General features: G+C 67.0%; 21 protein-coding genes, 4 tRNA genes and 1 other RNA gene. 18 read left to right on the top strand and 8 right to left on the bottom strand.

Features of this window, described 5'->3' with window-relative positions:
- Positions 1–6: 6 nt before the first annotated feature.
- The 3 genes from CEP50_RS17135 (at position 7) to CEP50_RS17125 (ending at position 2236) form a co-directional block, all read left to right on the top strand.
- On the top strand, positions 7–420 hold the full coding sequence (locus tag CEP50_RS17135) for a hypothetical protein (RefSeq protein ID WP_219905529.1): 414 nt from the start codon (positions 7–9) through the stop codon (positions 418–420).
- Positions 421–858: 438 nt separating this feature from the next.
- Positions 859–1686 (top strand): L,D-transpeptidase, encoded by an 828-nt coding sequence (locus CEP50_RS17130; RefSeq protein ID WP_106114957.1) that lies wholly within the window; start codon positions 859–861, stop codon positions 1684–1686.
- A 73-nt stretch (positions 1687–1759) separates the two neighbouring features.
- Positions 1760–2236 carry a hypothetical protein gene (locus tag CEP50_RS17125; protein ID WP_106114956.1) on the top strand — a complete coding sequence of 159 codons (477 nt, stop codon included), beginning with the start codon at positions 1760–1762 and terminating at the stop codon, positions 2234–2236.
- Between the two features lie 146 nt (positions 2237–2382).
- On the opposite strand, the gene hisC is transcribed toward CEP50_RS17125, so the two are convergent.
- The gene (gene hisC, locus CEP50_RS17120) at positions 2383–3435 is read right to left on the bottom strand and encodes a histidinol-phosphate transaminase (protein ID WP_106114955.1); all 1053 of its coding nucleotides are present in this window, start codon (positions 3433–3435) and stop codon (positions 2383–2385) included.
- Between the two features lie 213 nt (positions 3436–3648).
- Between hisC and CEP50_RS17115 the strand changes: the two genes are divergently transcribed.
- The 8 genes from CEP50_RS17115 (at position 3649) to CEP50_RS17080 (ending at position 11655) form a co-directional block, all read left to right on the top strand.
- Positions 3649–4347 (top strand): dienelactone hydrolase family protein, encoded by a 699-nt coding sequence (locus tag CEP50_RS17115; protein ID WP_106114954.1) that lies wholly within the window; start codon positions 3649–3651, stop codon positions 4345–4347.
- A 134-nt stretch (positions 4348–4481) separates the two neighbouring features.
- Complete coding sequence (locus CEP50_RS17110; RefSeq protein WP_106114953.1) at positions 4482–6476, top strand: acetoacetate--CoA ligase; 1995 nt, start codon at positions 4482–4484, stop codon at positions 6474–6476.
- A gap of 113 nt (positions 6477–6589) precedes the next feature.
- Positions 6590–6677, top strand: a tRNA-Ser gene (locus tag CEP50_RS17105).
- Positions 6678–6716: 39 nt separating this feature from the next.
- Positions 6717–6789: transfer RNA gene (locus CEP50_RS17100), tRNA-Arg, on the top strand.
- A 742-nt stretch (positions 6790–7531) separates the two neighbouring features.
- A complete protein-coding gene (locus tag CEP50_RS17095) occupies positions 7532–8098 on the top strand; it encodes a hypothetical protein (protein ID WP_106114952.1) in 567 nt (188 codons plus the stop codon).
- Positions 8099–8965: 867 nt separating this feature from the next.
- Entirely contained in the window at positions 8966–10522 is a 1557-nt protein-coding gene (locus CEP50_RS20370; protein ID WP_219905528.1) for a pre-toxin TG domain-containing protein, read from the top strand.
- Between the two features lie 18 nt (positions 10523–10540).
- Positions 10541–10810, top strand: coding sequence for a barstar family protein (locus tag CEP50_RS17085; protein WP_258175379.1), 270 nt, complete (start codon positions 10541–10543; stop codon positions 10808–10810).
- A gap of 575 nt (positions 10811–11385) precedes the next feature.
- Positions 11386–11655: a barstar family protein gene (locus CEP50_RS17080; RefSeq protein ID WP_258175377.1), complete on the top strand. Its 270-nt coding sequence runs from the start codon at positions 11386–11388 to the stop codon at positions 11653–11655.
- On the opposite strand, the gene CEP50_RS17075 is transcribed toward CEP50_RS17080, so the two are convergent.
- Positions 11642–12898 (bottom strand): MFS transporter, encoded by a 1257-nt coding sequence (locus CEP50_RS17075; protein WP_106114949.1) that lies wholly within the window; start codon positions 12896–12898, stop codon positions 11642–11644. The two genes, CEP50_RS17080 and CEP50_RS17075, sit on opposite strands and share 14 nt — an antisense overlap.
- A 75-nt stretch (positions 12899–12973) precedes the next feature.
- Between CEP50_RS17075 and CEP50_RS17070 the strand changes: the two genes are divergently transcribed.
- Positions 12974–13927, top strand: coding sequence for a LysR family transcriptional regulator (locus tag CEP50_RS17070; protein ID WP_106114972.1), 954 nt, complete (start codon positions 12974–12976; stop codon positions 13925–13927).
- Positions 13928–14457: 530 nt separating this feature from the next.
- Here the strand turns inward: CEP50_RS17070 and CEP50_RS17065 are convergent.
- From CEP50_RS17065 to CEP50_RS17055, 3 genes are all read right to left on the bottom strand, one after another.
- Positions 14458–14709 (bottom strand): hypothetical protein, encoded by a 252-nt coding sequence (locus tag CEP50_RS17065; RefSeq protein WP_106114948.1) that lies wholly within the window; start codon positions 14707–14709, stop codon positions 14458–14460.
- A 273-nt stretch (positions 14710–14982) separates the two neighbouring features.
- On the bottom strand, positions 14983–16176 hold the full coding sequence (locus tag CEP50_RS17060; RefSeq protein ID WP_106114947.1) for a thiolase family protein: 1194 nt from the start codon (positions 16174–16176) through the stop codon (positions 14983–14985).
- 75 nt (positions 16177–16251) lie between these two features.
- A complete protein-coding gene (locus CEP50_RS17055) occupies positions 16252–17229 on the bottom strand; it encodes a prephenate dehydrogenase (RefSeq protein ID WP_106114946.1) in 978 nt (325 codons plus the stop codon).
- Between the two features lie 137 nt (positions 17230–17366).
- Here CEP50_RS17055 and CEP50_RS17050 point away from each other — a divergent pair, with 137 nt between their 5' ends.
- The 4 genes from CEP50_RS17050 (at position 17367) to CEP50_RS17035 (ending at position 18936) form a co-directional block, all read left to right on the top strand.
- Positions 17367–17849, top strand: a complete 483-nt coding sequence (locus tag CEP50_RS17050) for a tRNA adenosine deaminase-associated protein (protein ID WP_019855951.1) — start codon at positions 17367–17369, stop codon at positions 17847–17849.
- 86 nt (positions 17850–17935) lie between these two features.
- On the top strand, positions 17936–18382 hold the full coding sequence (locus tag CEP50_RS17045; protein WP_374957106.1) for a nucleoside deaminase: 447 nt from the start codon (positions 17936–17938) through the stop codon (positions 18380–18382).
- 66 nt (positions 18383–18448) lie between these two features.
- Positions 18449–18694: a CsbD family protein gene (locus CEP50_RS17040; RefSeq protein ID WP_106114945.1), complete on the top strand. Its 246-nt coding sequence runs from the start codon at positions 18449–18451 to the stop codon at positions 18692–18694.
- Positions 18695–18851: 157 nt separating this feature from the next.
- A tRNA-Ser gene (locus CEP50_RS17035) sits at positions 18852–18936 on the top strand.
- Positions 18937–19002: 66 nt separating this feature from the next.
- Here the strand turns inward: CEP50_RS17035 and CEP50_RS17030 are convergent.
- The 3 genes from CEP50_RS17030 to CEP50_RS17020 form a co-directional block, all read right to left on the bottom strand.
- Positions 19003–19596 (bottom strand): hypothetical protein, encoded by a 594-nt coding sequence (locus CEP50_RS17030; RefSeq protein ID WP_106114944.1) that lies wholly within the window; start codon positions 19594–19596, stop codon positions 19003–19005.
- A gap of 14 nt (positions 19597–19610) precedes the next feature.
- The gene (locus tag CEP50_RS17025) at positions 19611–20072 is read right to left on the bottom strand and encodes a hypothetical protein (RefSeq protein WP_106114943.1); all 462 of its coding nucleotides are present in this window, start codon (positions 20070–20072) and stop codon (positions 19611–19613) included.
- A 333-nt stretch (positions 20073–20405) separates the two neighbouring features.
- Positions 20406–20491 (bottom strand) — tRNA-Ser (locus CEP50_RS17020).
- A gap of 113 nt (positions 20492–20604) precedes the next feature.
- Between CEP50_RS17020 and ffs the strand changes: the two genes are divergently transcribed.
- An RNA gene (gene ffs, locus CEP50_RS17015) (signal recognition particle sRNA small type) lies at positions 20605–20701 on the top strand.
- Positions 20702–20798: 97 nt separating this feature from the next.
- Positions 20799–22012, top strand: a 1214-nt coding sequence (locus tag CEP50_RS17010; RefSeq protein ID WP_146134831.1) for a DNA polymerase III subunit gamma and tau, incomplete at its 3' end; no start/stop codon positions are given.

Genomic DNA, 22012 nt, shown 5'->3' with positions numbered 1-22012 from the left:
AAGGGGGTGCTCGTCACGCACATCGTCTCCGCGGGGGCGTGGATCGGTGTGGACGTGGTGTTGGCCGTGCTGGTCTTCACCGCCATGTTCGCCGGCAGCGTCCGGGTGGCCGCCGTGTCCTACCAGGCGCTGGAGATCTTCGCGGTCTGGTCGCTGCTGGCGACCGGCCTGGTGTGCCTGGTCAGTGGGGTCGTGCTGGGGCTGGGCACGAAGTACGGGCTGCTGCGGTACTGGTGGGTGGTGGTGAAACTGGCCGTCAACCTCGTGTTCGTCGTGCTGGTTCCGCTGGGGCTGTTGCCGTCGGTGACGGCCGCCGCGGAGTACGCTCGGGGGCTCGAACCCGGGGATCCGGTGGTGTTCGCGGTGAACAGTCTGGCCTTCCCCCGGTCGTCTCCCTGCTGGGCCTGCTGGGCGCCGTGATCCTGGCGGTGTACAAGCCGTGGGGGCGGATCCGGCGACGCGGCAGCTGAAACGGTTCCGTACCGCGTCCGGAGCTCGGTTTTGAAAATCGTTCTCCGTGGTGGGAATGGGTGTGAAGTTTCCCCGAAAGGGTGATCTTGTATCACCCTCCAGGGTGAATTTTTCTCTCTTTTTCTGCGAAAGGTTTTTTGTTCAGTACTGCCATTTCGCTGCCTCGTGATTGTTTGGGCAGGTCACGTGTTTTCTCTCGGTGGCGTGTGACCGGCTGTGCCGCGTGTCTCCCCGCTTGCTCGACGTCGCTGATCGGTTAATGTTCGCCCGGAATCCGATCTTTCGTCAGATCGGCTTTCCACAGTTGTCGAAGCCGTGGCACGGATTCCGGACCAAGGAGCGGCAGCTGTGTACCGCGAAGGCAGTCGCAGTCACGAGGACGTTTCGATGGAGTTCGCGAGAGTCGGCTTCCGGGGGACTCTTCCGGGGACACGCCCGGCGCGTCGACTGGTGGCGATTCCCGCCGTGCTCCTCGTCCTGTTGGCGGGTGGTTGCGCGGAACGGAACCCCGATCCGGTTCCGGCAGAGGCGGCGACTCCGTCATCCACGGTGGACTTATCCACGCTTCCGGAGGCGACCACCTTCGGCAGGACCCCGCGTGCTCCGCGGGATCCGGATCCGCAGGGGACGACCGACGGGGTGGTGCTGCGCGTCGAGCAGGACATCGCGGTGTACGACTCGGTGCGGGGGAAGGCGATCGCGCGTTTGCCCGCCCGACAGTTCAAGTCACCCACCTGGGTTCCGATCGTCGCCGAGCGCGGCGATTGGGCACGGGTTCTGCTGCCTTCACGGCCGAACGGTTCGACCGGCTGGGTCCGGGCGGACAGCGACAGAGTGCACAAGGCACGTTCTCGACACGTCGTGAACGTGGACGTGGACGCCCGCCGACTGGTGGTGCTCGAGGACGGTCGCGAGATCGGGTCCTGGAAGGTCGGAGTGGGAAAGGAGGACAGTCCGACCCCGCTCGGACGCACCTTCATCCTCGCCTCCATCCGGGAGACCGTCACCGACTACAGCCCGATCATCCTCCCGCTGGGCACACACTCCGAGACCTTCACGACCTACGGAGGGGGTCCCGGAACGGTGGCGTTGCACGGCTGGCCGGATCCGGGCGTCTTCGGCACCGCCAGCAGCGACGGGTGCGTCCGTGTCCCGGCGGACGCGTTGTCCCTGCTGAGGTCGTTGCCGCTGGGAACGCTTGTCCGACTGCGTTGAGTGGTGGGCGGCGGGTCGTCCGAACGGCCCGCCGGGCGAATGTCCGCACGTATTCGACGAAGGAAGTGTGAGAGTGGGTAAGAAGAAGTACTTGGCGGGGAGCGTGGCGGCCACCGCGGGTCTCCTGCTCGCCGGGTCCCCGGCCGTGGCCGACAGCGTCGACAACGACGGGATCAACCTCGGCAACGACAACAACGCCAGCCTCGTTCCCATCCAGCTCTGCGGGAACGACGTGGCGGTGCTGGGCGCGGTGGTCCCGCTGCTGTCCCCCGAGGCCTCGAAGTGTGTCAACGCCCCGGTGGTGGACCACCCCTCGAGCGGCGGTGGTGAGGACAAGCCCGAGAAGCCGGAGAAACCCGAACCGGAAAAGCCGGAGAAGCCCGAACCGGAAAAGCCCGAGGAGCCCGAGAAGCCGGACGACAACGGCCCCGACGAGCCGGAGCCGGAGAAACCGAAGGAGCCCGAGCAGCCCGACGAGGAGGGCGAGGAGGACATCCCGGTCGCCCCCACCCCGGAAAGCCCCGAGGGCCACGCGGCGGTCACCGGCTGAGACCGCGCAGTCCCTTTTCGGTCTTCGGATCACCCGAGCGGCCGGCTCCTTGTCGGGGCCGGCCGTTCGCACGTGGTCGACCCGGCGGGCGTGCCCCCGGGAGGAGGACTCCGTACGTTCGGCAACGGGCGGAGCGAACCCGGGAGTCAGCCGGAGAAGGAGGCCGCCGCGGAGAGCAGGATGTCGTTCTCCTCCGGCGTGCCGACCGTGACCCGGGCCCCGTCCCCGGGGAAGGCGCGGATCACCACGCGGTTGTTCAGGCAGTGCTCGTTGAAGGCGCCGGTGCGTTCACCGAGCGGCAGCCACACGAAGTTCGCCTGGGTGGGGGGAACCCGGTAGCCGAGCTCCAACAGCTGGTCGCGCACCCTGGTGCGCTCGGAGACCACCTCGGCACAGCGGCGTTCCAGCTCGTCGCCCGCCTCCAGGGAGGCCACAGCGGCGGCCTGGGCCACCGCGTTGACACTGAAGGGGATGTAGACCTTGCGCAGGGCCTCGGCCACGTGGGGAGGGGCGATCGCGTAGCCCACCCGCAGACCAGCCAGCCCGTAGGCCTTGGAGAAGGTGCGCAGACAGGCCACGTTGTCCCAGCGGCGGGTGAACTCCACCCCGTCGGGGGCCTGCGGGTCGTCGACGAACTCCCGGTAGGCCTCGTCGAGCACCACGAGCACGTCGGAGGGAACCCGGGACAGGAACTCCTCCAGCTGCCGTTCGTGCAGCGTCGTCGCCGTGGGGTTGTTGGGGGTGCAGACGAACACCACCCGGGTGTTGTCGGTGATCGCGTCGGCCAGCGCGTCCGGATCCAGTTCGTGGTCCTCGGTCAGCGGTACCCGCACCTCGTTCGCGCCCGCCACCCTCGTGAGGATGGGGTAGGCCTCGAAGGAGCGCCACGGAAAGACGACCTCGTCACCGGGGGAGCACAGTGCCTGCACGATCTGCTGGCACAGCGCCACCGAACCGCAGCCGACGGCGATCCGCTCGGTGGCGACGTCCAGGTGCTTCGCCAGGGAGTCCACGAGTTCGGTCGCGCCCATGTCGGGGTAGCGGTGCACCCCGTGCGCCGCGTGCGTCACGGCCTCCACCACACTCGGAAGGGGACCCCGGGAGACCTCGTTGCTGGCCAGTTTGGTCGAACCGGGAACCGTTCTTCCCGCCACGTAGGCGGGGAGGCTGTCGAGGTCGGCACGCACACGTACGCTCATCGGCCACTCCTTGATCGCTCTCGCGCCGGGCCTTTCGGCCGTGTTCCGAGCCTATCCCTTCCGCGCGGGAGGGGTTAACCACCAGGACACCGCCGTTTTCAGCGGTTTTCCCGGTTCCGGTGTCCTCGGCGGGAGTGGCGGCGGAGGGGAAGAATCACCGTTTCGGTGGTGGGCGTTGACTGCTGTTCACCCCGGCATGGTTGTCTGCCGGGTATGATCGAAACCAGGACCGACACCCTCGCGCTCACCGACGGTACTCGACTGCGGCTGACCTTCGCCGAACCGGAGAACGTAGTACGTGGCGGGATCGTGGTCCTGCACGAGGACAGAGGGGTCACCGAGCGGGTGCGCATTCTGGTGGCCGCCCTGGCGGAGGAGGGGTGGCTGACCGTGGCTCCGCACCTCTACCACGAGGACACCGACCACGAGGCCGATCCCGCCGGTGAGGGCGTGGACGAGCGGGTACGCGGACTGTCCGGGGAATCGGTGCTGAACGACACCGACGCGGCTTTCGTGTGGCTCGCCGACCGAGGGGTCACCGAGGACCGCCAGGGAATCATGGGATTCGACATCGGCGGTACGGCGGCTCTGGTGGTGGCCTCGCAACGGAGACTGGGCGCCGCGGTCACCGTGGGCGGCGACGGGATCGTCACCCCGGTGTCCACCGAGCTGCCCCCGCTGGTGGAGACCGTCGGCGAGGTCAGCTGCCCGTGGCTGGGTCTGTACGGGGAGATGGGAGGACGGATCCCCACCGAGGAGATGGAGCGGCTGCGTGCCGCCGCGTCCGGGGCGGGGGCGATCACCGACGTGGTGCGCTACCCACGGGCCGACCACCGTTTCGACGCCGACCCCGAATCGGCGGAGGAGGCCTGGAAACGGGCGCGGAACTGGTTCGATCTGCACCTGCGGTGACCGGGGTGCTCCGGTGCCCGACGAGGTTCCGCCGGCGGCGGAACCCGGCGCGTTCCGGGCTTTTTTCGCGGAACCGGCGAAACTCTCCGGGTCGGGTATAGCCCAACAGGGTGGTGGTGGGTTAGGAAGCTGTTATGACTTCAAGCACCACCCCGGAAAGCGCGCCCGAACTGCTCTGGCAGCCCTCGCCCGAATGGGCGCAGGACACCCGTATGGTCCGGTTCCGCGGCTGGCTGCGGGCCCAGCGGGGATGGGAGTTCTCCGACTACCGTTCGCTGTGGCAGTGGTCGGTCCGGGACCTGGAAGGCTTCTGGTCGGCGGTGGCCGAGTTCTTCGGGGTGTCCTTCGCCGAACCCCCGTCGCGGGTGCTGCCTGCGGAGACGATGCCCGGTGCGAAGTGGTTCCCCGGCGCGCGGCTCAACTACGCCGAGCACGCGCTGTCCGCCGGTCCCGGCAAGGCCGAGGACGACGTGGCGGTGCTCTTCGTCCGCGAGGACGGGCGGGAGGAGCGGATCACCTTCGGCCGGTTGCGTTCCCTGGTGGCCGCCGCCAGGGCGGGGCTCGCCGAACTCGGGGTGGGGCCCGGTGACCGGGTCGCCGCCCTGGCCCCGAACAGCCCCGAGACCCTGGTGGCCTTCCTCGCCACCGCCAGCCTCGGCGCGGTGTGGTCCTCCTGCTCGCCGGACTTCGGGGTGCGCGCGGTGGCGGACCGCTTCGTGCAGATCGAACCGACGGTGCTGATCGCCACCAACGGCTACACCTACGGGGGACGGGTCTTCGACGTCACCGACACCGTGGACCAGCTGCGGCAGCGACTTCCCGGCCTGGCGGCGACCGTGCTCGTCGACTACGTCACCGGTCCGAGCGCCCCGGAGGGCACGGTGGACTGGGAGGACATGCTGGCTCGGCACGCCGAGGCCGAGCTCTCGTTCGAGCGGGTTCCCTTCGAACACCCGCTCTGGGTGCTGTACTCCTCCGGGACCACCGGCCTGCCGAAGGGCATCGTGCACGGCCACGGCGGGATGGTGCTGGAACACCTCAAGGCCGTGGGGCTGCACTGCGACCTCGGGCCCGGCGACGTGTTCTTCTGGTTCACCACCACCGGCTGGATGATGTGGAACTTCCTCGTCGGAGGGCTGCTGAGCGGAGCCACCGTGGTGCTGTTCGACGGGAATCCGGTATATCCGAGCGCGGACGCGCTCTGGGAGCTGGTGGCGCGCCACCGGGTCGGCTACTTCGGCACCTCGGCACCGTTCATCCAGACCTGTCGCAAACGCGGGCTGCGTCCCGGACGGGACCACGACCTCTCCGCGCTGCGCACCATCGGCTCGACCGGTGCCCCGCTCACCGAGGACGGGTTCCGCTGGATCGCCGAGGAGGTGGGCGAGGACGTGCAGATCGCCAGTGTCTCCGGGGGCACCGATCTGTGCACGGCCTTCGTGGGCTCCTCCCCCGATGTCCCGGTGTGGTTGGGCGAGATCTCGTGCCCGATGCTCGGTGCGGCGGTGGCCTCCTACGACGAGCGGGGCGAGGAACTGCACGAGCAGGTGGGGGAGCTGGTGCTGACCAAGCCGATGCCGTGCATGCCCGTGTACTTCTGGAACGATCCGGACGGGAGTCGGCTGAGGGAGGCCTACTTCGACACCTACCCCGGTGTCTGGCGGCACGGTGACTGGGTGCGGATCACCGAGCGGGGTTCGCTGGTGATCTACGGCAGGAGCGACTCGACGCTCAACCGTGGCGGTATCCGGATGGGAACCGCGGAGTTCTACCGCGTGGTCGAGGGCTTCGACGAGGTGCTGGACTCCCTGGTGGTGGACACCTCCGGGGCGGGGGAGACGGACGGGGAGCTGTTGTGCTTCCTCGTGCTGGCCGAGGGCACGGAGCTGGCCGAGCTGGAGCCGCTGCTGAAGGAGCGGCTGCGGGCCGAGCTGTCCCCCAGGCACGTGCCGAACCGCTTCGTGCGGGTCGAGGAGGTGCCGCACACGCTGAACGGCAAGAAGCTCGAAGTGCCGGTGAAGAAGATCCTCGCCGGGGCCGACCCGGAGCGAGCCGTCAGCAGGGACGCACTGCGCAACCCCGATTCCCTGGACCCCTTCATCCGCATGAGCGGCGAAAAGAGGGGATGAACCGGCATGATGGGGGTGGGTTGGTGGGCTCGGTCGCCGCGAAACCCACCCCCCGTTGAAAGCCGCCGAACCGGGTTGTGTATGGTTTCTGTCAGTGGCAAAGAGGAACACCCGGAGGCTTCGCCTAGTCTGGTCTATGGCGCCGCACTGCTAATGCGGTAGGGGTAACCCCCCTCCCGGGTTCGAATCCCGGAGCCTCCGCCGGGACTTCCGCTGCGGCGGAAGTTCACAACTGAACAGGCGCCCGTAGCTCAACGGATAGAGCATCTGACTACGGATCAGAAGGTTTGGGGTTCGAATCCCTACGGGCGCGCGTCTGGTCGAGACAGCTTGAAACCCCCGGTGCGCTGGGGGTTTTTTGCTGTTCGGGGGTGATTGTCCCGTCGTTGGCACGGAGGCGGTCGCCGAGGTGCCGCGAACTTTCACACGCCCCGGCCCACCACCGGGTTCAGCGCCCGCCGGGGCGCGCCCCTGTGGTTGTTCAACGTCATCGACGTGCGAGCGCCCCCCGCACGTCGGTGATCTGGCGAGTGCTTCCCCGACGCATCCGGCCTTGCGGAACGACACCGGTACCGGGTGGTGGGGTTCCAGGAGCCGGTACAGCAGCCCCGACCGTGGGGAGAGATCGGTTTGTCGGGATCGAGGAGTCCGGTCTCGGACTTACGCTGCCGCAAGCATCCGTACGCACCGCTGCCGTCCTTCCGGTCGCACCGTGTCCCGCCCAGCGTGACCAGCTCGCCCGCTCCGGTTGTTGGTCGATAGGGACCGAGGCGAGCCGTTCGTGGTACACGTCCCCGAGCTGCTCGGCTCCACGCTCCAGAACACATTCCGCCTAAACGGGGAGGGTGTTCACACCAATACCCGAGATTTCCGAAATCACCGGAGTGCGGCTTGACGGGAATTTGACCTCCTCGTAAGGTGCGAAAATAGCCCACTTCCAAAACAGCTTTTTCCGTGAGGGGTCCTTGAAACGTCACTTTGTCGTGGCGGGGTGGACGAATCGGGATTTGTTGTACGTGTGCGTGACAACACGTTGAAAACAGGAAAGAGAGTATATGAAGTTCAAGACCGGTTCCCGGCTGGCGGCTATTGTCGGCGCCACCTGCATGGCCGTCTCGATCGCGGGCGTCGCCGGCGCGCAGGCGGAAAGCTCCTCGGGAAGTGATTCACTGGTCTCGTTGGCCTGCGACGGGGTGCAGGAGGCTCGCTACAGTCCGGGACTGACCAACGAGCCCCAGGAAGTCACAGTCAACATCGACGAAACATATGATACGTGCACGTCGGTGCCCAGCGGTATCACGAGCGGAAGCGGCTCATTCACGGTGACCGAGCAGGCGAGCTGCCTGGTCGAGGGAACCTTCAATGTGGAGGACGTTTTCACATACACCTGGAACACGAACGAGAAAAGCGAAGTCACCTTCACCCGCACCCAGGTGGTCCGCCTCGCCAACGGCACAACCAAGGTCACCTCGAACGGGACCGTCACCGACGGACTGGGTGAGGGGCTGCTCGCACAACGGGAAGTCATCCTCCCCACGACGGACTTCGACGCCTGCGATACCGAGCAGGGGCTGCAAGAACAAAGCGGTCCCGCGCAACTGATCATCGGAGGCCTTGCGTAAGCCTGACAGCGAACCGATCGGATACCTTCGGTAAGGGGGCCAGGGCAATCCTGGTGCCCTTACCGAATCTACGGACTGGGTTCATGATCTGGACCTCACCAGCAGCGACACCGTGATCGACACACCCGCTCTCGGACTTACGCTGTTGTGAGCATCCGTACGCGCCATCCGGGAAGCGGTATATGCCGATTCGACCTTTCGGACTTTTCCTCCCTCGTGGCCGGTCGGGCAATCGAGAGCCAACAGCGTAGTCCCGTTGCGGACGCCCTGACCTGAGGCACTTCCCACGGAGCTTGCCAAGAGCACGGTGCTTTGGTACGTACAACCAGAAAGAAGCATCGTCAGAACCGGAGATTCGAAGTGGTGCACCTCGCGGCTAATGAAATCATCATCCTCGTATCTGTGTTGGCTCTGACAACAGGTTCGACCGTTGTCATACTTTATAGCGCAAAAAATTTGTACATCAACCAGGATCCGATGAAAAGATTCCGAGCGAGACGGTCGGTCGACCGGTCCTCTCCGGTCACGCGCAGTGGGAGAGACGCGTCCGGACCTCGTGGTCCTCGGTAGCGACACTTTCTTCCGCGCAGCCGAGAGCTGAGTTCCTCCGCACCACCTGCCTCTCCGAGTCCTGCCGAGCTCTTCCGCAGGCCCCAACCTCTTGATGGTGAACACCCGACACAGGACCCTCGCTCTCCTCAGCCTTCCCTTTCAGGGATTATGCCTTTTTTGTCCATTGTTCCTCTGCTGTTTTCGGAGACGAACATCACCCGGTGGAACAAACGTGTCCCTCGTTACGCCATGGCCGGTTGATGGACTTTGTGGACACCTCTAAAGTGATCGAGGTTATCACTGGGAGGTGTTTGTGTGAACGCCACTGTGCGGCGTTTTATTTCTTTTGTTTTGTCGTGTTCCCTTGTTCTGGTTCCCTCCATAGGGTCGGCCGCGTTCGCGGAACCCTCGAAGGAGCGAAGAGCGGACGGACTGTTTCCTGATGTGACGGAACGTGTTTCCGAGGCGAAGGAGAACCTCGGAACTCTGGTCGCGAGTGGTTATGCTGTTTACAACGTACTCCACACGATCAAGTACGAGACCCGTGACCAGTCGGAGTTGGTTTCGGGAAACATCGACGTCGCGAAGAAGCTGTCGGACGACATGCGCGCTCTGCACGAAGAGGTCGGGCGTCGTATAGAAGAGATGGAAAAAATTCCCGAGAGCGAGTCCGCCAAAAAGGACGCAGAGAGGGAGGAGCTCGAAGAGTACATAAGAGAGCATGCTCCCGACAGGGATCGTGTGATCGACGCGCTGCGACGTGCGCACAGAGAAATGGGTGAGTTAGAGGACTGCGTGCGTGTGGCGATCGTCTTCGTCGAATACGCCCCGGAATTCCTGCGCCAAACGAAGAAAAGTATCGAGGAGGGCGTTTCGGTCATCAAGAAGGTGATCAACGAGCCTCTCGAAGTGAATATCGACGTGGCTGCTCTCGAGCGCAACAACGCCGAGCTGGCCAGGACGCTGGACGGTATGCAGAAGGCGTTGGACGACACCAACGCCGCGATGCAAGAGACGATCGAGGGAATGAACGAAATGAATCGTGCCCTCGATCAGATGAATTCCGCGGCCTCCGACGTCAACAATGCCCTCGACGAGATGAACCGTGGAATCGACGAGGCCGATTCCGCCATGCAGGAAACGAACGAAGCGTTGGACAGAACGCTCACCAGCGTCGATGAGATGAACGAAGCCAGTTCAGACATTTTCGACGGGGGAGGTTACGTCAAACTCGACGATCTGGAGTTCGATTTCTCGTCGTTGGGCGGAGCCATGCACGACGAGGAACCCCTGTTCGAGCGGGTTCAGCGCGAGAAGAGATTGTCGATCGCGCTCGATCTGAGTCCGTGGGCGGGTGATGTTAAGGGGATCTATCAAGCCATCACCGGCAAGGACATGGTGACGGAAGAGCCGCTGAGCGGTGTCGACCGGGCGTTGGGGTCCATCATTTTCCTCCGCGCGGCGCGGAGTGTGACACGTGGCGCGGAGTCCATCGCCGATGCGGCACGGTTGCGCGGCACCCTGCGTGCCTGGGAAGAAGCCGGTGACGTGATCGACAGCCTGCGCAGCACCGGCAGGCTGCCGAAGCACTACGTGACCAAGGCAGAAGCGAGGGCAGCTGGTTGGGAGGAAGGCAAGGCCCTCGGCAACTATCTCCCCGACGCGCAAATCGGCGGTGACGTGTTCACCAATGGGAAGGGCGTACTGCCCGAAGCGCCTGGTCGGGTGTGGCGCGAGGCCGATATCGGGCTGGACAACATGCGGAAACGGAGCAAGCAGCCCGGAACGCGACTCGTATACTCGGACGACGGTCTGCTCTATGTCACCGCCACACACTACAAGACCGTCGAGTACGTCGGCAGGTACAAGTAGGACGAAGGGATGCGTTCGATGATTGTGGATCTCTCGGAGGTGCGTACCGAGACCGAGTTGCACCGGAAACTCAAGTTTTCTTTTGGGTTTCCGGACATGTACGGGATGAACTGGGATGCTTTCTGGGACGCCATCACCGGTCTCGTCAAGTTGCCCGACGAGATCACGTTCACCGGTTGGGAGCATCTCGAGAGCGTGCTGCCGGACGACGCCCGCATCATGCGTGATCTGCTCGACAGGTATCTGGCTGAGCCGTATCGCTCTCATCAGGTGATCAGGTTCGAGTGAGGTGGGCGCTGAGGACACTCCGGATGCCGGTGCCCGTTTTGACCGGAACTGGTCGTTTCCGGGGGGCGTCGTCGGGGTGTCCTCTTCTCACCGAGGTACATTCTTCTGGGGCGGGATCATTGTCGGTCGTGCTGGTTCGTACGGTTGTTGTGTCCTCCTCGTTGAAGAAACTCCTCCATTTCGGATCAACCAGGAGGGAGACGCTGTCCAACATCGGTGACAGTTTTCGGGTGTCGCGTGAATTGCACAAATCGGTACAGCACGAGCGTGTGTCCGGAAGGTGATACGGCCTGGTCCCGGGGCATGTTATAGGGCGTGTTCACCGGACGGTCCTGGCTTGTTTCCTCATTGTGGTGGAACAGCGTAACAGGATCGAATCTCCCAGGATGCCGCTTTCCGTGGTCGGGACGCGACTATGCATGATCGGGAATGCGGAGGAATAACTCAGTGACGAGGCGGCAAGAGTGCGGCCAACGGAGCTGATCGCTCGGTTCCGCAGGTGGGTCGATTGTGGAACAGGTATCGACATCGTCGAGTACGTCGGCAGGTACAAGTAGGACGAAGGGATGCGTTCGATGATTGTGGATCTCTCGGAGGTGCGTACCGAGACCGAGTTGCACCGGAAACTCAAGTTTTCTTTTGGGTTTCCGGACATGTACGGGATGAACTGGGATGCTTTCTGGGACGCCATCACCGGTCTCGTTGAGTTGCCCGACGAGATCACGTTCACCGGTTGGGAGCATCTCGAGAGCGTGCTGCCGGACGACGCCCGCATCATGCGTGATCTGCTCGACAGGTATCTGGCTGAGCCGTATCACTCTCACCAGGTGATCAGGTTCGAGTGATGCGAATGGGGAGGACACCCCGGATGCCGGTGCTCCCGGACGGGGTGTCCTCTCCTCGCTCGGACGGAGACCGCTCGGTAGCACTACGACGATCCCGCTCCGAGGGCCGCCACGCCGTCAGTACGTGCCACGCCGGGAAACGCCGCGCAACGGTGAGCTCCGCTGAACTCGTTTCCACCGCGTGTGCGGTCGCTTTTGGCGAGCGGACGGGGTGGGCGCGGAATCCCCGCGGGTACGTTTCTGGCTGAGGTGGACACACACCACGCCCGCGCAGGCCGCAGGCGCCCGCCGCGACGATCGCGGCCAGCAGCGTCGTCGTGATCGAGTCCCCCGTGTTCAAGGTGAGGAGAACGAGGCTGGGGAACAGGGCACCGAGCCCGGCGAGCTGAGCGCGCTGCGCACCCAGCCGGGGGACGAGTGGTTGGGTGAGCACCGAGCAGATCAGCACCGCCCCCAGCACACCGCCCGTGATCGCCAGGTCGCTCTGGCTCGCGCGATCGAGCAGCGTCGGGATGACCGACAGGAACAGACCGGCGACAGTCCACGCGAGGAAGCCGGTCAGGGCGGCCGTGGTGAACACTCCGAGCATGCCGGTCGGGATGCGCACTCGGGTGGGTTTCCACCGTTTCCGCCGCACCCCACCGGGATCGGGCAGAGCCGAGACACTGTGCCACCCGAACCACAGCAGCGCCAGGTGCAGCAGGAACGGCAGCAGTCGTGGCGTGGGCGCGTACTCACCCAGCAGCCCCGCGGCGATCGGCCCCACCGCCGTGCCCGCCACGAAGGCGGTGCTCGTCAGCCCGTCCCCGTCGCGCCCCCGCTCTCCACCGCCGGAGCTGATCAGCGAGCTGGCCGCGCCCGTGACGGCGCCCAGCGCGAGTCCCTGCGCGGCACGTCCGACGATCAGCCAGGCGGATCCGGAGGCGAAGGCGAAGCAGGCCGAGCCGACAACGGCGAGCAGGATGCTGATCCGCAGCACCGACCGTGGCCCCACCACGTCCGAAGCCGATCCGAACAGCAGTAGCGCCGGAGCACTGACCAGGGCGAAGGCCGCGTACACCAGGGTCGTCACCAGGTCGTTGGCCGCGAAAACCTCCTGGTAGGCCGGATACAGCGGGCTCGGCAGATAGGCCCCAGCGGTGAGGACGACCAGCACGTACAACCCGGTGCGTAGCCGCGGGGAGCGGAGAACGGTGCTCGGCTGGAACGGGATTCCGGGGTCGGGAACACGCCTCGTCAACATCACCCTTCCAGGCTGTCCCGCAGAACTGCTGAAGAGAATCAAACGTTTCTCGGGTTGAGTGTGCACAATGTTCGTATAGTGGATCCGAAGCTCAGGGTGCTGCAGATGGTCGCCCGCTACGGAACGGTTACCGCCGCCGCGGCGGCGCTGCACTACACCCCTTCGGCGGTCTCGTACCAGCTGCGCCAGTTGGCGGAGGAACTCGGAGTGGAGCTCCTCTCCCAGTCCGGACGGGGCGTCCGGTTGACTGCCGCCGCCCGTACCGTGCTGCGACACGCCGAGGCGCTCCAGGCCCAGGCCGAGCGCGCCTACGCGGAACTGGCCGCCACCTCCGAGGAACCCACCGGGTCGTTCACCATGTGCGGCTTCTCCACGGCGGCCACCCACCTGCTGCTGCCGGCGGCCGCGTCGCTGCGGCACCGTTTTCCCCGGGTGCGTCTGCGTGTGATCGAGGCCGAACCGGCACACTGCTTCGATCTGTTGCTGTCCGGCGACGCCGATCCGGCCCTGGTGATCAATAGCGCCGAGACGCCCTCAACGGCCGACGAGCGTTTCGACCAGCAGCCCCTGCTCGACGACCCGCTGGATCTGGTGGTGCCCGAGGGCCACCGGCTGACGGAGTTCTCCCGAGTCACGCTCGCCGAGGCCGCCGACGAGCCGTGGATCCTCGGAAACGTCGGAAGCACCTACCACCAGCTGGTGTTGACCGCGTGCATGCCCGCCGGGTTCACGCCGAATGTCGCCCACTACGCCGACGAGTGGGACACCGGAACGGCCCTGGTGGCACACGACTTCGGCATCATTCTCGTCCCCCGGCTCGCGCGCCTGCACGACCGGCCCGTGGTGCGTATCCCGCTGTACGGCGAACCCGCTCCCGCCCGTCGCATCCTCGCCGCGACACGCCGCGGTCACCTGAACCACCCGCTGGTCACCTCCACGTTGACGGCGATCAACGAGACCGCGCCGACACTCCTGCCCTCACCACAGTGGACGGAAGGAGGGGTCCGCCCCGTCGGGGACGGGCGTTGAGGGACGTTCGGGAGCGTGTTCGCGGTCGCCGAGTCGGAGTCCTGCGGCGTGGCACGACTCCGGTTCCTTCTCCGCACCGGGACACTCAGGCATCACGGGCCACCCGGCACCGTGGTGGTTTCCGAGCGCTGTAGAATTCGCGCGGTTCGGAAATTCCGGGTTCGGAAACAGTCTCCGACTGGGGGCGCTCCGGGAGGATGTCGTGGTTTCTTTGGTGATCGTGCTCGTGGCGCTGCGGAAAGCCAGGTCGTTTCTGAGCGGCCGAAACCGTGCGTCTTCCGCACGATGAGAGCACCGTTTCGTCCTCGTCGCATTCCCCTGCGACGTTCTGGTGCCGCCGAAAAACGTCCGGAAAAGTCACACGCCGTTTCGCGTGAGCTGCGTTCGTCCTTTCCGCGAAGGCGCGAACACGGAGAAACGGCGGTCTGCCAGTGGAGTGCCGAGGGCCTTCCGAGCCTGTCGGTTTTCGGGGGTGTCCCGGACCCTGCCCCGCGTGTCGACAGGGTCCGGGAGTGCCGACGCCGACGCCGTCAGCCGATGATCCCGGCGTTGACGATGCTGGTGTCGAGCTTGGCGTCGTAGTCGGCCCACTTCCAGAACCAGAGGCCGTAGCCGTGACCGTGACCGTGGCCGTGGCCGTGCGAGCTGCCGCAGGACTTGTAGGCGCACTTGTCGTGAGCCTGGTGTCCCTCGGGGGACTCGGCCGCGGCGAAACCGGCACCGCCGAAGGCGAGCGGCAGAGCCATGGCACCGACAACAGCTGCACGCTTGAACGAACGCATGTTTGCGCCTTTCGTTTCAGTGTGTGGATTGCACGTCGACCACCCGTGTTGTCAGCCGACGAGTACTTTCTACCCGAGCTCCCGCTCGTGTGCCGGATGCGACGCGGAATATTCACCTAATCGGGTGGGGCTGAACAAAGTCCTTTTCTCTGTTGTCCCCGGGAAGGTGGTCCCACTTTCGTGGGTTCTGCTGTCGGAGCATTCGATTCTTCGGTAAGATATCCCCTATATTCTGGCGGTGAGGTCCGGGGTCGTTTTCGGGTTCTCCCGCGCTCATTCGACCCGAGCCGCTATAGCCAGGGCCTGCCCCACTCCGATTCCGGCCACGGCCACGCCCAGCCCGCCTCCCCGGTGGTACAGGTGACGGCAGAGGTCCACCACGGCGCGGGCGAACGACCCGCCGAACGGATGTCCGTAGGCCAGGGCACCCCCGTGCACGTTCACTCGGTCGAGCGGGATCTCGGGCAGTTGACGCAGCACGGCGAGCACCAGAGCCGCGAAGGCCTCGTTGATCTCCCACAGCACCACCTCGGAGATGCCCACGCCCAGTTTGCGCAGCAGTTTGTGCACGGCGGCCACCGGGGCCAGCGCGAACCGCTGTGGTTCGCGGGCCACCGTCACTCCGGTGAGCAGCTCCCCGAGCGGCTCCACCCCGAGGAGTTCGGCGCAGCGCCGCGACCCGAGCAGTGCCGCGACCGCTCCGTCCCCCAGCGGAGCCGAGTTCCCCGCCGTGACCGGGCCGTCGGGGGAGAAGGCCGGAGCCAGTCCCTCCAACTTCGTCATGCCGAGATCGGGACGTACCGACTCGTCCCCGCGTATCGTGGTGCCCTCCGGGGTGCGCAGCGGGACGACGAAGCCGTCGTGCACCCCCGCGTCCCAGGCCGCCGCGGCGCGTCGGTGCGAACGCAGCGCGTACTCGTCCAGTTCGGTGCGACTCAGTCCCAGTTCGAGCGCCGTCAGCTCGGCCGCCCTGCCCAGCGGAACGGTCCAGTGCGGGTTCATGCGCGGGTTGACCATCCGCCATCCCCGTGCGGTCGAGATCACTTCGAGCCGGTCCGGAAGGCTCCGTTCGGAACGCGGGAGCACGAAGGGGGCCCGGCTCATCCCCTCGACGCCGCCCGCGATCACCAGGTCGGCGTCCTCCCCCCGGAGGGCCCTGGTGGCCTGCAGCAGGGCCTCACCCCCCGAGCCGCACAGCCTGTTGACCGTCACCCCGGGGACGGATTCCGGCGCTCCGGCCAGCAACCCGGCCATCCGGGCCACGTTGCGGTTCTCCTCGCCGGCCCCGTTGGTGTTGCCGTAGAAGATCTCTTCCACGGCCTCCGGGTCCAGCCCCCGGTTCCTTCCCCTGCGGAGCAGCTCGGCGATCGGTTCGGCGGCCAGGTCGTCGACACGGACGCCGGACAGGCCGCCCCGGTAGCCTCCGAAGGGAGTGCGTGCGGCGTCGAGCAACAGCGCACGGGCCATGTCCCCATGATGCCGCACGAAAGAGTTGATTCCTTGGTTCTTTCGAGGGATACGAGTCCGGCCGAGAGCGAAGGGCTATCCCGGAACCGGCAGTTCGGCGGTGGCCTCCGCACCGTCCAGGGCGACCACGAACCCGCCGTTCTCGCCCACCTCGCGCAGTCGCCGCACCGCGTGCTCCCCGTCCAGCGGCACCGCGTGCCGCACTCCCGCCGTGCCGTGCCGCTGCTCCAGCAGTCCCCGTGCCTGGTGCCCGGAGCGGACCGTGGAGTTCAACGAGCCCGTGGAGGCCAGGGACCCCCGGGCCGCGCCCAGCCTGCCCAGGGTGTCGTCCAACGCGTCCAGCAACGCGGCGCGGTTGCCCTCGGTCATGGACCGCACCAGCTCGGGATCACTGCCGATCACTCTGGTGGCGTCCCGGAACGAGCCCGCCGCCAGGGACAACGCCAGCGGTCCCCCGTCGGCTCCCACGGCGGCCAGAACGGCGGCCAGCACGTGGGGAAGGTGGGACACGCGGGCCACCGCGGCGTCGTGTTCTCCCGCGCTCACCGGCACCACGCGCGCGCCGCAGTCCAGCGCCAGCGCCGCCGCCTCGCGCCACGCGTCGAGCGTGGTGTCCTCGTCGGCGCTCACGGCCCACAACGCGCGGTCGAACAACCCGGCACCGCCCGCGTCCCAGCCGGACCCGGCGTTGCCGGCCATCGGATGTCCTCCGGCGTAGCGCGCCGAGGGGGCCAGCTCCCGCACCTGCCTGCGCACCGGCTCCGCCACGCTGACCACGTCGGTCAGGTAGGTCTCCGGTGCGTGCCGGGCGACCTGCCGCAACACTCCGCCGACGGCGGGCAGGGGGGTGGCGAGGACCACCAGCGCCTCCCACTCGGCGGCCAGTCGCAGTGCCTGCTCGGTGCTCTCGACCACCTCGTAGCCCGCCGTTCTGGCGGCGGCCGCGTCCTCCTCCGAGGTGGTGGCGGCCCAGCCGGGCCTGCCGGCACGTACGGCGGCCCGCAGCACGGAACCCCCGATCAGTCCGAGTCCGATCACACACACGGCGCGCATGGCCCAATACTGCCCCACGGGACACGGCCCCGGCCGCGTGGCCGTCCGGACCGCCGCGGGATCCCTCCGCACGGTGGGGTGACCGGGGCCACGCAATCGTGCTTTCGGGTGGAGTCCGCACGCTTTACCGTGGCGTCATGACGGGCCAGACACCGATCGCGGGTTTCGCCGTCGCCGCTGTTCGCGAGGACGGCCGGTGGCGTTGCAGCGCCCTCGACAGCTCGGTACTGACCGGGCTGGACGCGACGATAACGGCGTTGCGGGAGCTCCGTTCCACGGGAGCGGTGCTCGGTATGTGTAATGTGGACGACGAGTTCTTCGTGCTGGTTCGTCCCGTGCCCGGCGGTGTGGAGCTCGCGTTGTCCGACGCCGCGGCGGCGCTGGACTACGACATAGCCGCCGACGTGCTGGATCTGCTGCGCAGCGATCCGCCGGACGAGGACGACGACGAGATCTGGCCGGAGGGCAATCTCGCCCTGTTGGCCGACATCGGCCTTCCCGAGGCCGAGTTGTTGCTGATCATGGAGGAAGTGGACCTGTATCCGGACGAGCAGCTCGAGATGATCGCCCGGCGCTGTGGTTTCGGGGAACAGTTCTCCGGGTTGTTGGAGCGGCTGTAGTGCCCGACAACTCCCTCGAACGAGTGAAATTCGGTCGCCCGGAACGGGCAGCGGCGGGGCCCCTCGTGGGAGAGCGGGACCGCTGCCTGATGACCTCCGCGCTCGAACACGCCTCCGTGGCGGTGCGCACCGGCGACGTCCCGATAGGAGCGGTGGTGGCCGACCCGGACGGGCGGCTGCTGGCCGGTGCGCCCAACCGGAGGGAGGCCCTGTCCGACCCCACTGCCCACGCCGAGATCCAGGTGCTGCGGGAGGCGGCCGCCGAGCACGGCGACGGGTGGCGGCTGTCCGGGTGCACCCTGGCGGTGACCGTCGAGCCGTGCACGATGTGCGCCGGAGCGCTGGTGCTGGCGCGGGTGGACCGGGTGGTCTTCGGTGTGTGGGAACCCCGTACCGGTGCGCTCGGCTCGCTGTGGGACGTGGTGCGGGACCGCAGGGTCAACCACCGCCCCGAAGTGGTCGGCGGGGTGCTCGCCGAGGAGTGCGCCGCCCTGCTCGAAGGCTTCTTCGCCGAACATCGCGATGTGACGTGAGTCACCAAAAGGTGATTCGGGTCCACGGCTGGGTACTCCTCGGGTGGCCCGGTGAAGGAGGTCGTGATGAGTACTTTCGACAAGGTCAAACAGCAGGCCCAACAGCTGGCCGGCAAGGCCAAGGAGGCGACCGGTCGGATGACCGGCAACCAGCGGGTGGAGAACGCCGGCAAGCGGGACCGCCTCGAAGGAGAGGCCAAGGAACGCGGACAGGACCTCAAGGACCGTGCCGAGGGGACGGTCCAGGAGGCTCGCGACAAGCTGCGTGGTCAGCGCGACGACGACCAGCGGGGAGACCGGCAACAGGAGTGAACCGGGCGGAACCCGCGGTCGAGCCGTGCGTTCGCCCGCGGTGACGGTGTGCCGACGTCCACGCGGCGGAACGCCGTGACGTGGTTTCGTCCGTGCTCGCCTCGACGACCGGGCCCCCGCCGTTCGACTGTGAGAACCGTTCGTTACGCTGGTGTGCGGTAGCGTGTCCGAGCGGCCTAAGGAGCGCGACTCGAAATCGCGTGAGGCGAGAGCCTCCGTGGGTTCGAATCCCACCGCTACCGCACGAGCGGCGGCGCCGGTTCCCGGAGACGGGGGCCGGCGCCGTTTCGTTCGTCGGGACACGTTGCTCAGCAGTTCGCGTCGACGTCCTCCACCCTGGTGAACCAGGCCTCGTGCCGTGCGGGCCCGTCGACGGTGACGTTGTGGACGTACCAGTAGTAGTGCCCGTAGTAGGGATCACCGAAGTGCATCTCGTAGGTGCCGGTCACCTTCTGCCGCATCGGGGAGGCGTAGATCTCGACCGCCTGGCCGGGGCCGAGTTCGTGCCGGATCTCGTCGGACTTGCTCGTACTCCAGCTCCACTCGCGCTGGTAGCTGGTTTCGAAGCCGACCTCGAACACTTCGCCGAGCGTCGAGCCGGCGCTGATGGTGACCCCGACGCTGTTGGTCGTCGTCTGCGTCGACTCCCAGCCGATGATCCTCGTCGAGGTCCCCTCCGAGCAGTTCGCCGCACCGCCCACGAGTTCGGCGGTCCCCCGGTAGCTCTCGGGCCGCCCCGAGGGGTGGAACTCGCAGAGGTCCGTGTGGCCCTGTTCGCACCGTTCGAGCAGTTGCCGCACGGTCGGTTTCTCCTCCGCCGCCGCCGTTCCCGGGCTGACCAGCCCGGCCAACACCACGGCGGAGGCACCGAGCACCGTGGCCGCCCTGCCGTACGACTTCATCCCGTTCTCCTCGCTCAGCTCAGTCCGACGGTCACTGTCCGGTCGTTGATGCCGCTGTTCAGGCGCGGTGCCCCGTCCTTGTACGGGCCCGCGCGGCCGCCCGAGTCCGGGTAGAGCCACACCCAGCAGGTCGACCACGCCTGGACCGAGGAGATCCGGTTCTTCCAGTGGTCGTCGAGGTCGAGCGCGAAGTCGACCTCGTCGTTCTTCGGGCACGGTCGCGGGACCGTGATCGTCAGCGAGGCGCCGCCGTACTCGGCGTCCTCGAACACCGTGGCGCCGATGACGGAGCCGCTGGTGTCCGCGCTCCGCCGTCCCGCGCCGGTGGCCGCGGAGAGGTCGTCGTAGCAGGTTCGTTGTTGGGAAGCGACGTCGAGCACGCAGTGCTGCCGAAGGTTCTCGTCCGTGCCCTGAGCCCGGACCGCCTGCGCCGATCCCGCCGTGAACACGGCGGCCACGGACAGGCTCGCGGCCACCGCGAGACGTCCTCGGCCTCGGGAACGCGTCCTCGTTCCGCTGTCGGCTCCGACCAATTTCCGCTCCTCTCCCGGAGGCCGCGCCTCTCGGAATCGGTTTGGTGGGTGCGACGAGCACTGTCGGACAGCTGATCTCGCGGGTCCAGAGTCGTTCGACGAATTGCGCGAAACGCAGCAGCGTGCTCGCCGGTGGATACGGCCGTTCGACGGTTGCCGCACCCCTCGGGACGCCTGGAGACCTGGCGGGGCCTCACGCTCGGTGCGGGGGAACACGAGCCGGCCCCGGACACGAGAAAAGCCGGGTGCGATGCCTCGCACCCGGCTTCTCACCGGCGGAGGATGCGGGATTCGAACCCGCGAGGGCTGTTAACCCAACACGAATTCCAGTCGTGCGCCTTAGGCCGCTCGGCCAATCCTCCGCGAAGAAGTGTACGCCACGCCCGGAAGACCTTCGGCACCCCCCTCCTCTCGTCCGGGGGTCCGGGGTGGACGGGGGTGGGAACACGGCCCGTCGGGTCGGGCGTTACACTGGACGAGGACTCCGCGCGGCGTCCACCCTGTGAACTCCCCCAGGGCCGGAAGGCAGCAAGGGTAAGCGGGCTCTGACGGGTGCGCGGAGTCCCTTTTTTCGTCCGGTCCGCACGTCGTCGACGACGTGCTCGGAACTCCCCGACGCGGCGTCTCCCTGTGACCGGCCGCCCGGTGTCGGCACGTATCGTTGCCGGTGTGGCGCTCGCGCTCTATCGCAAGTATCGACCGGCGACCTTCGGTGAGGTCGTGGGGCAGTCACATGTCACCGAACCGCTGCGGACCGCGCTGGCCGCGCGCCGGATCAACCACGCCTACCTGTTCTCCGGGCCGCGCGGTTGCGGCAAGACCTCCAGCGCGCGGATCCTCGCGCGTTCGCTGAACTGCGTCGAAGGACCGACGGACGAGCCCTGCGGGCGGTGCGACTCCTGCGTCGCGCTGGGGCCGGACGGTTCGGGAAGCGTCGACGTGGTCGAGATGGACGCCGCCAGCCACGGCGGAGTGGACGACGCCAGGGAACTCCGCGACCGGGCCGCCTTCGCCCCGGCGCAGTCGCGCTACCGGATCTTCGTCATCGACGAGGCCCACATGGTCACCCAGCAGGGGTTCAACGCCCTGCTGAAGATCGTCGAGGAGCCTCCCGAGCATCTCGTCTTCGTCTTCGCCACCACCGAACCGGACAAGGTGCTGACCACGATCCGTTCCCGCACGCACCACTACCCGTTCCGGCTGATTCCGCCGGGGGAGCTGCGGGAGCTGCTGGAGCGGATCTGCGCCGAGGAAGGCGTCACGGTGGATCCGGCGGTGTACCCGCTGGCCATCCGCGCCGGGGGTGGTTCCGCGCGGGACACGCTGAGCGTGCTCGACCAGCTGCTGGCCGGAGCGGGCGAGGAGGGGATCACCTACGAGCGTGCCGTCGCGCTGCTCGGGGCGACCGACGAGACGCTGCTCGACGCCATGGTGGAGGGGCTGGCCGCCGAGGACGCCGCCGCCGTCTACGACACGATCGACCGGGTGGTCGAGGCCGGACACGATCCGCGGCGTTTCGCCTCCGACCTGCTGGAACGTCTGCGCGACCTGATGCTGGTGCACTCGGTTCCCGACGCTGCCGACCGGGGGCTGATCGACAGTGTGGGTGACCGGGCCGAGCGGATGGCCCGGCAGGCCGAGCGGTTGGGGACGGCGACCCTGACTCGTTTCGCCGAGATCGTGCACGCGGGACTGTCCGAAATGCGCGGGGCCACGGCGCCCAGGCTGGTGCTGGAGCTGCTGTGCTCGCGGATGATGCTTCCCACCGCCTCCTCCTCCGAGGAGGCCCTGCTGCAACGACTGGAACGGGTGGAGCGGCGCATGACGGTCGCCCCGCCCGCCCAGGCGGCTCCCGCCGAGGAGAACCGTGGCGCTGCCCCGGC

Origin of the sequence: Actinopolyspora mortivallis, from assembly GCF_003001495.1 — a bacterium.
In the GTDB taxonomy this organism is placed as follows: domain Bacteria; phylum Actinomycetota; class Actinomycetes; order Mycobacteriales; family Pseudonocardiaceae; genus Actinopolyspora; species Actinopolyspora mortivallis_A.
This window is presented reverse-complemented; position numbering and strand designations above follow the sequence as displayed.

Bases quoted from the DNA above. Each gene is read 5' to 3' on its own strand.
- CEP50_RS17130 (WP_106114957.1), top strand. From the start codon at position 859: ATGGAGTTCGCGAGAGTCGGCTTCCGGGGGACTCTTCCGGGGACACGC.
- hisC (WP_106114955.1), bottom strand. From the start codon at position 3,435: ATGAGCGTACGTGTGCGTGCCGACCTCGACAGCCTCCCCGCCTACGTG.
- CEP50_RS17115 (WP_106114954.1), top strand. From the start codon at position 3,649: ATGATCGAAACCAGGACCGACACCCTCGCGCTCACCGACGGTACTCGA.
- CEP50_RS17110 (WP_106114953.1), top strand. From the start codon at position 4,482: ATGACTTCAAGCACCACCCCGGAAAGCGCGCCCGAACTGCTCTGGCAG.
- CEP50_RS17095 (WP_106114952.1), top strand. From the start codon at position 7,532: ATGAAGTTCAAGACCGGTTCCCGGCTGGCGGCTATTGTCGGCGCCACC.
- CEP50_RS17085 (WP_258175379.1), top strand. From the start codon at position 10,541: ATGATTGTGGATCTCTCGGAGGTGCGTACCGAGACCGAGTTGCACCGG.
- CEP50_RS17080 (WP_258175377.1), top strand. From the start codon at position 11,386: ATGATTGTGGATCTCTCGGAGGTGCGTACCGAGACCGAGTTGCACCGG.
- CEP50_RS17075 (WP_106114949.1), bottom strand. From the start codon at position 12,898: ATGTTGACGAGGCGTGTTCCCGACCCCGGAATCCCGTTCCAGCCGAGC.
- CEP50_RS17065 (WP_106114948.1), bottom strand. From the start codon at position 14,709: ATGCGTTCGTTCAAGCGTGCAGCTGTTGTCGGTGCCATGGCTCTGCCG.
- CEP50_RS17060 (WP_106114947.1), bottom strand. From the start codon at position 16,176: ATGGCCCGTGCGCTGTTGCTCGACGCCGCACGCACTCCCTTCGGAGGC.
- CEP50_RS17055 (WP_106114946.1), bottom strand. From the start codon at position 17,229: ATGCGCGCCGTGTGTGTGATCGGACTCGGACTGATCGGGGGTTCCGTG.
- CEP50_RS17050 (WP_019855951.1), top strand. From the start codon at position 17,367: ATGACGGGCCAGACACCGATCGCGGGTTTCGCCGTCGCCGCTGTTCGC.
- CEP50_RS17040 (WP_106114945.1), top strand. From the start codon at position 18,449: ATGAGTACTTTCGACAAGGTCAAACAGCAGGCCCAACAGCTGGCCGGC.
- CEP50_RS17030 (WP_106114944.1), bottom strand. From the start codon at position 19,596: ATGAAGTCGTACGGCAGGGCGGCCACGGTGCTCGGTGCCTCCGCCGTG.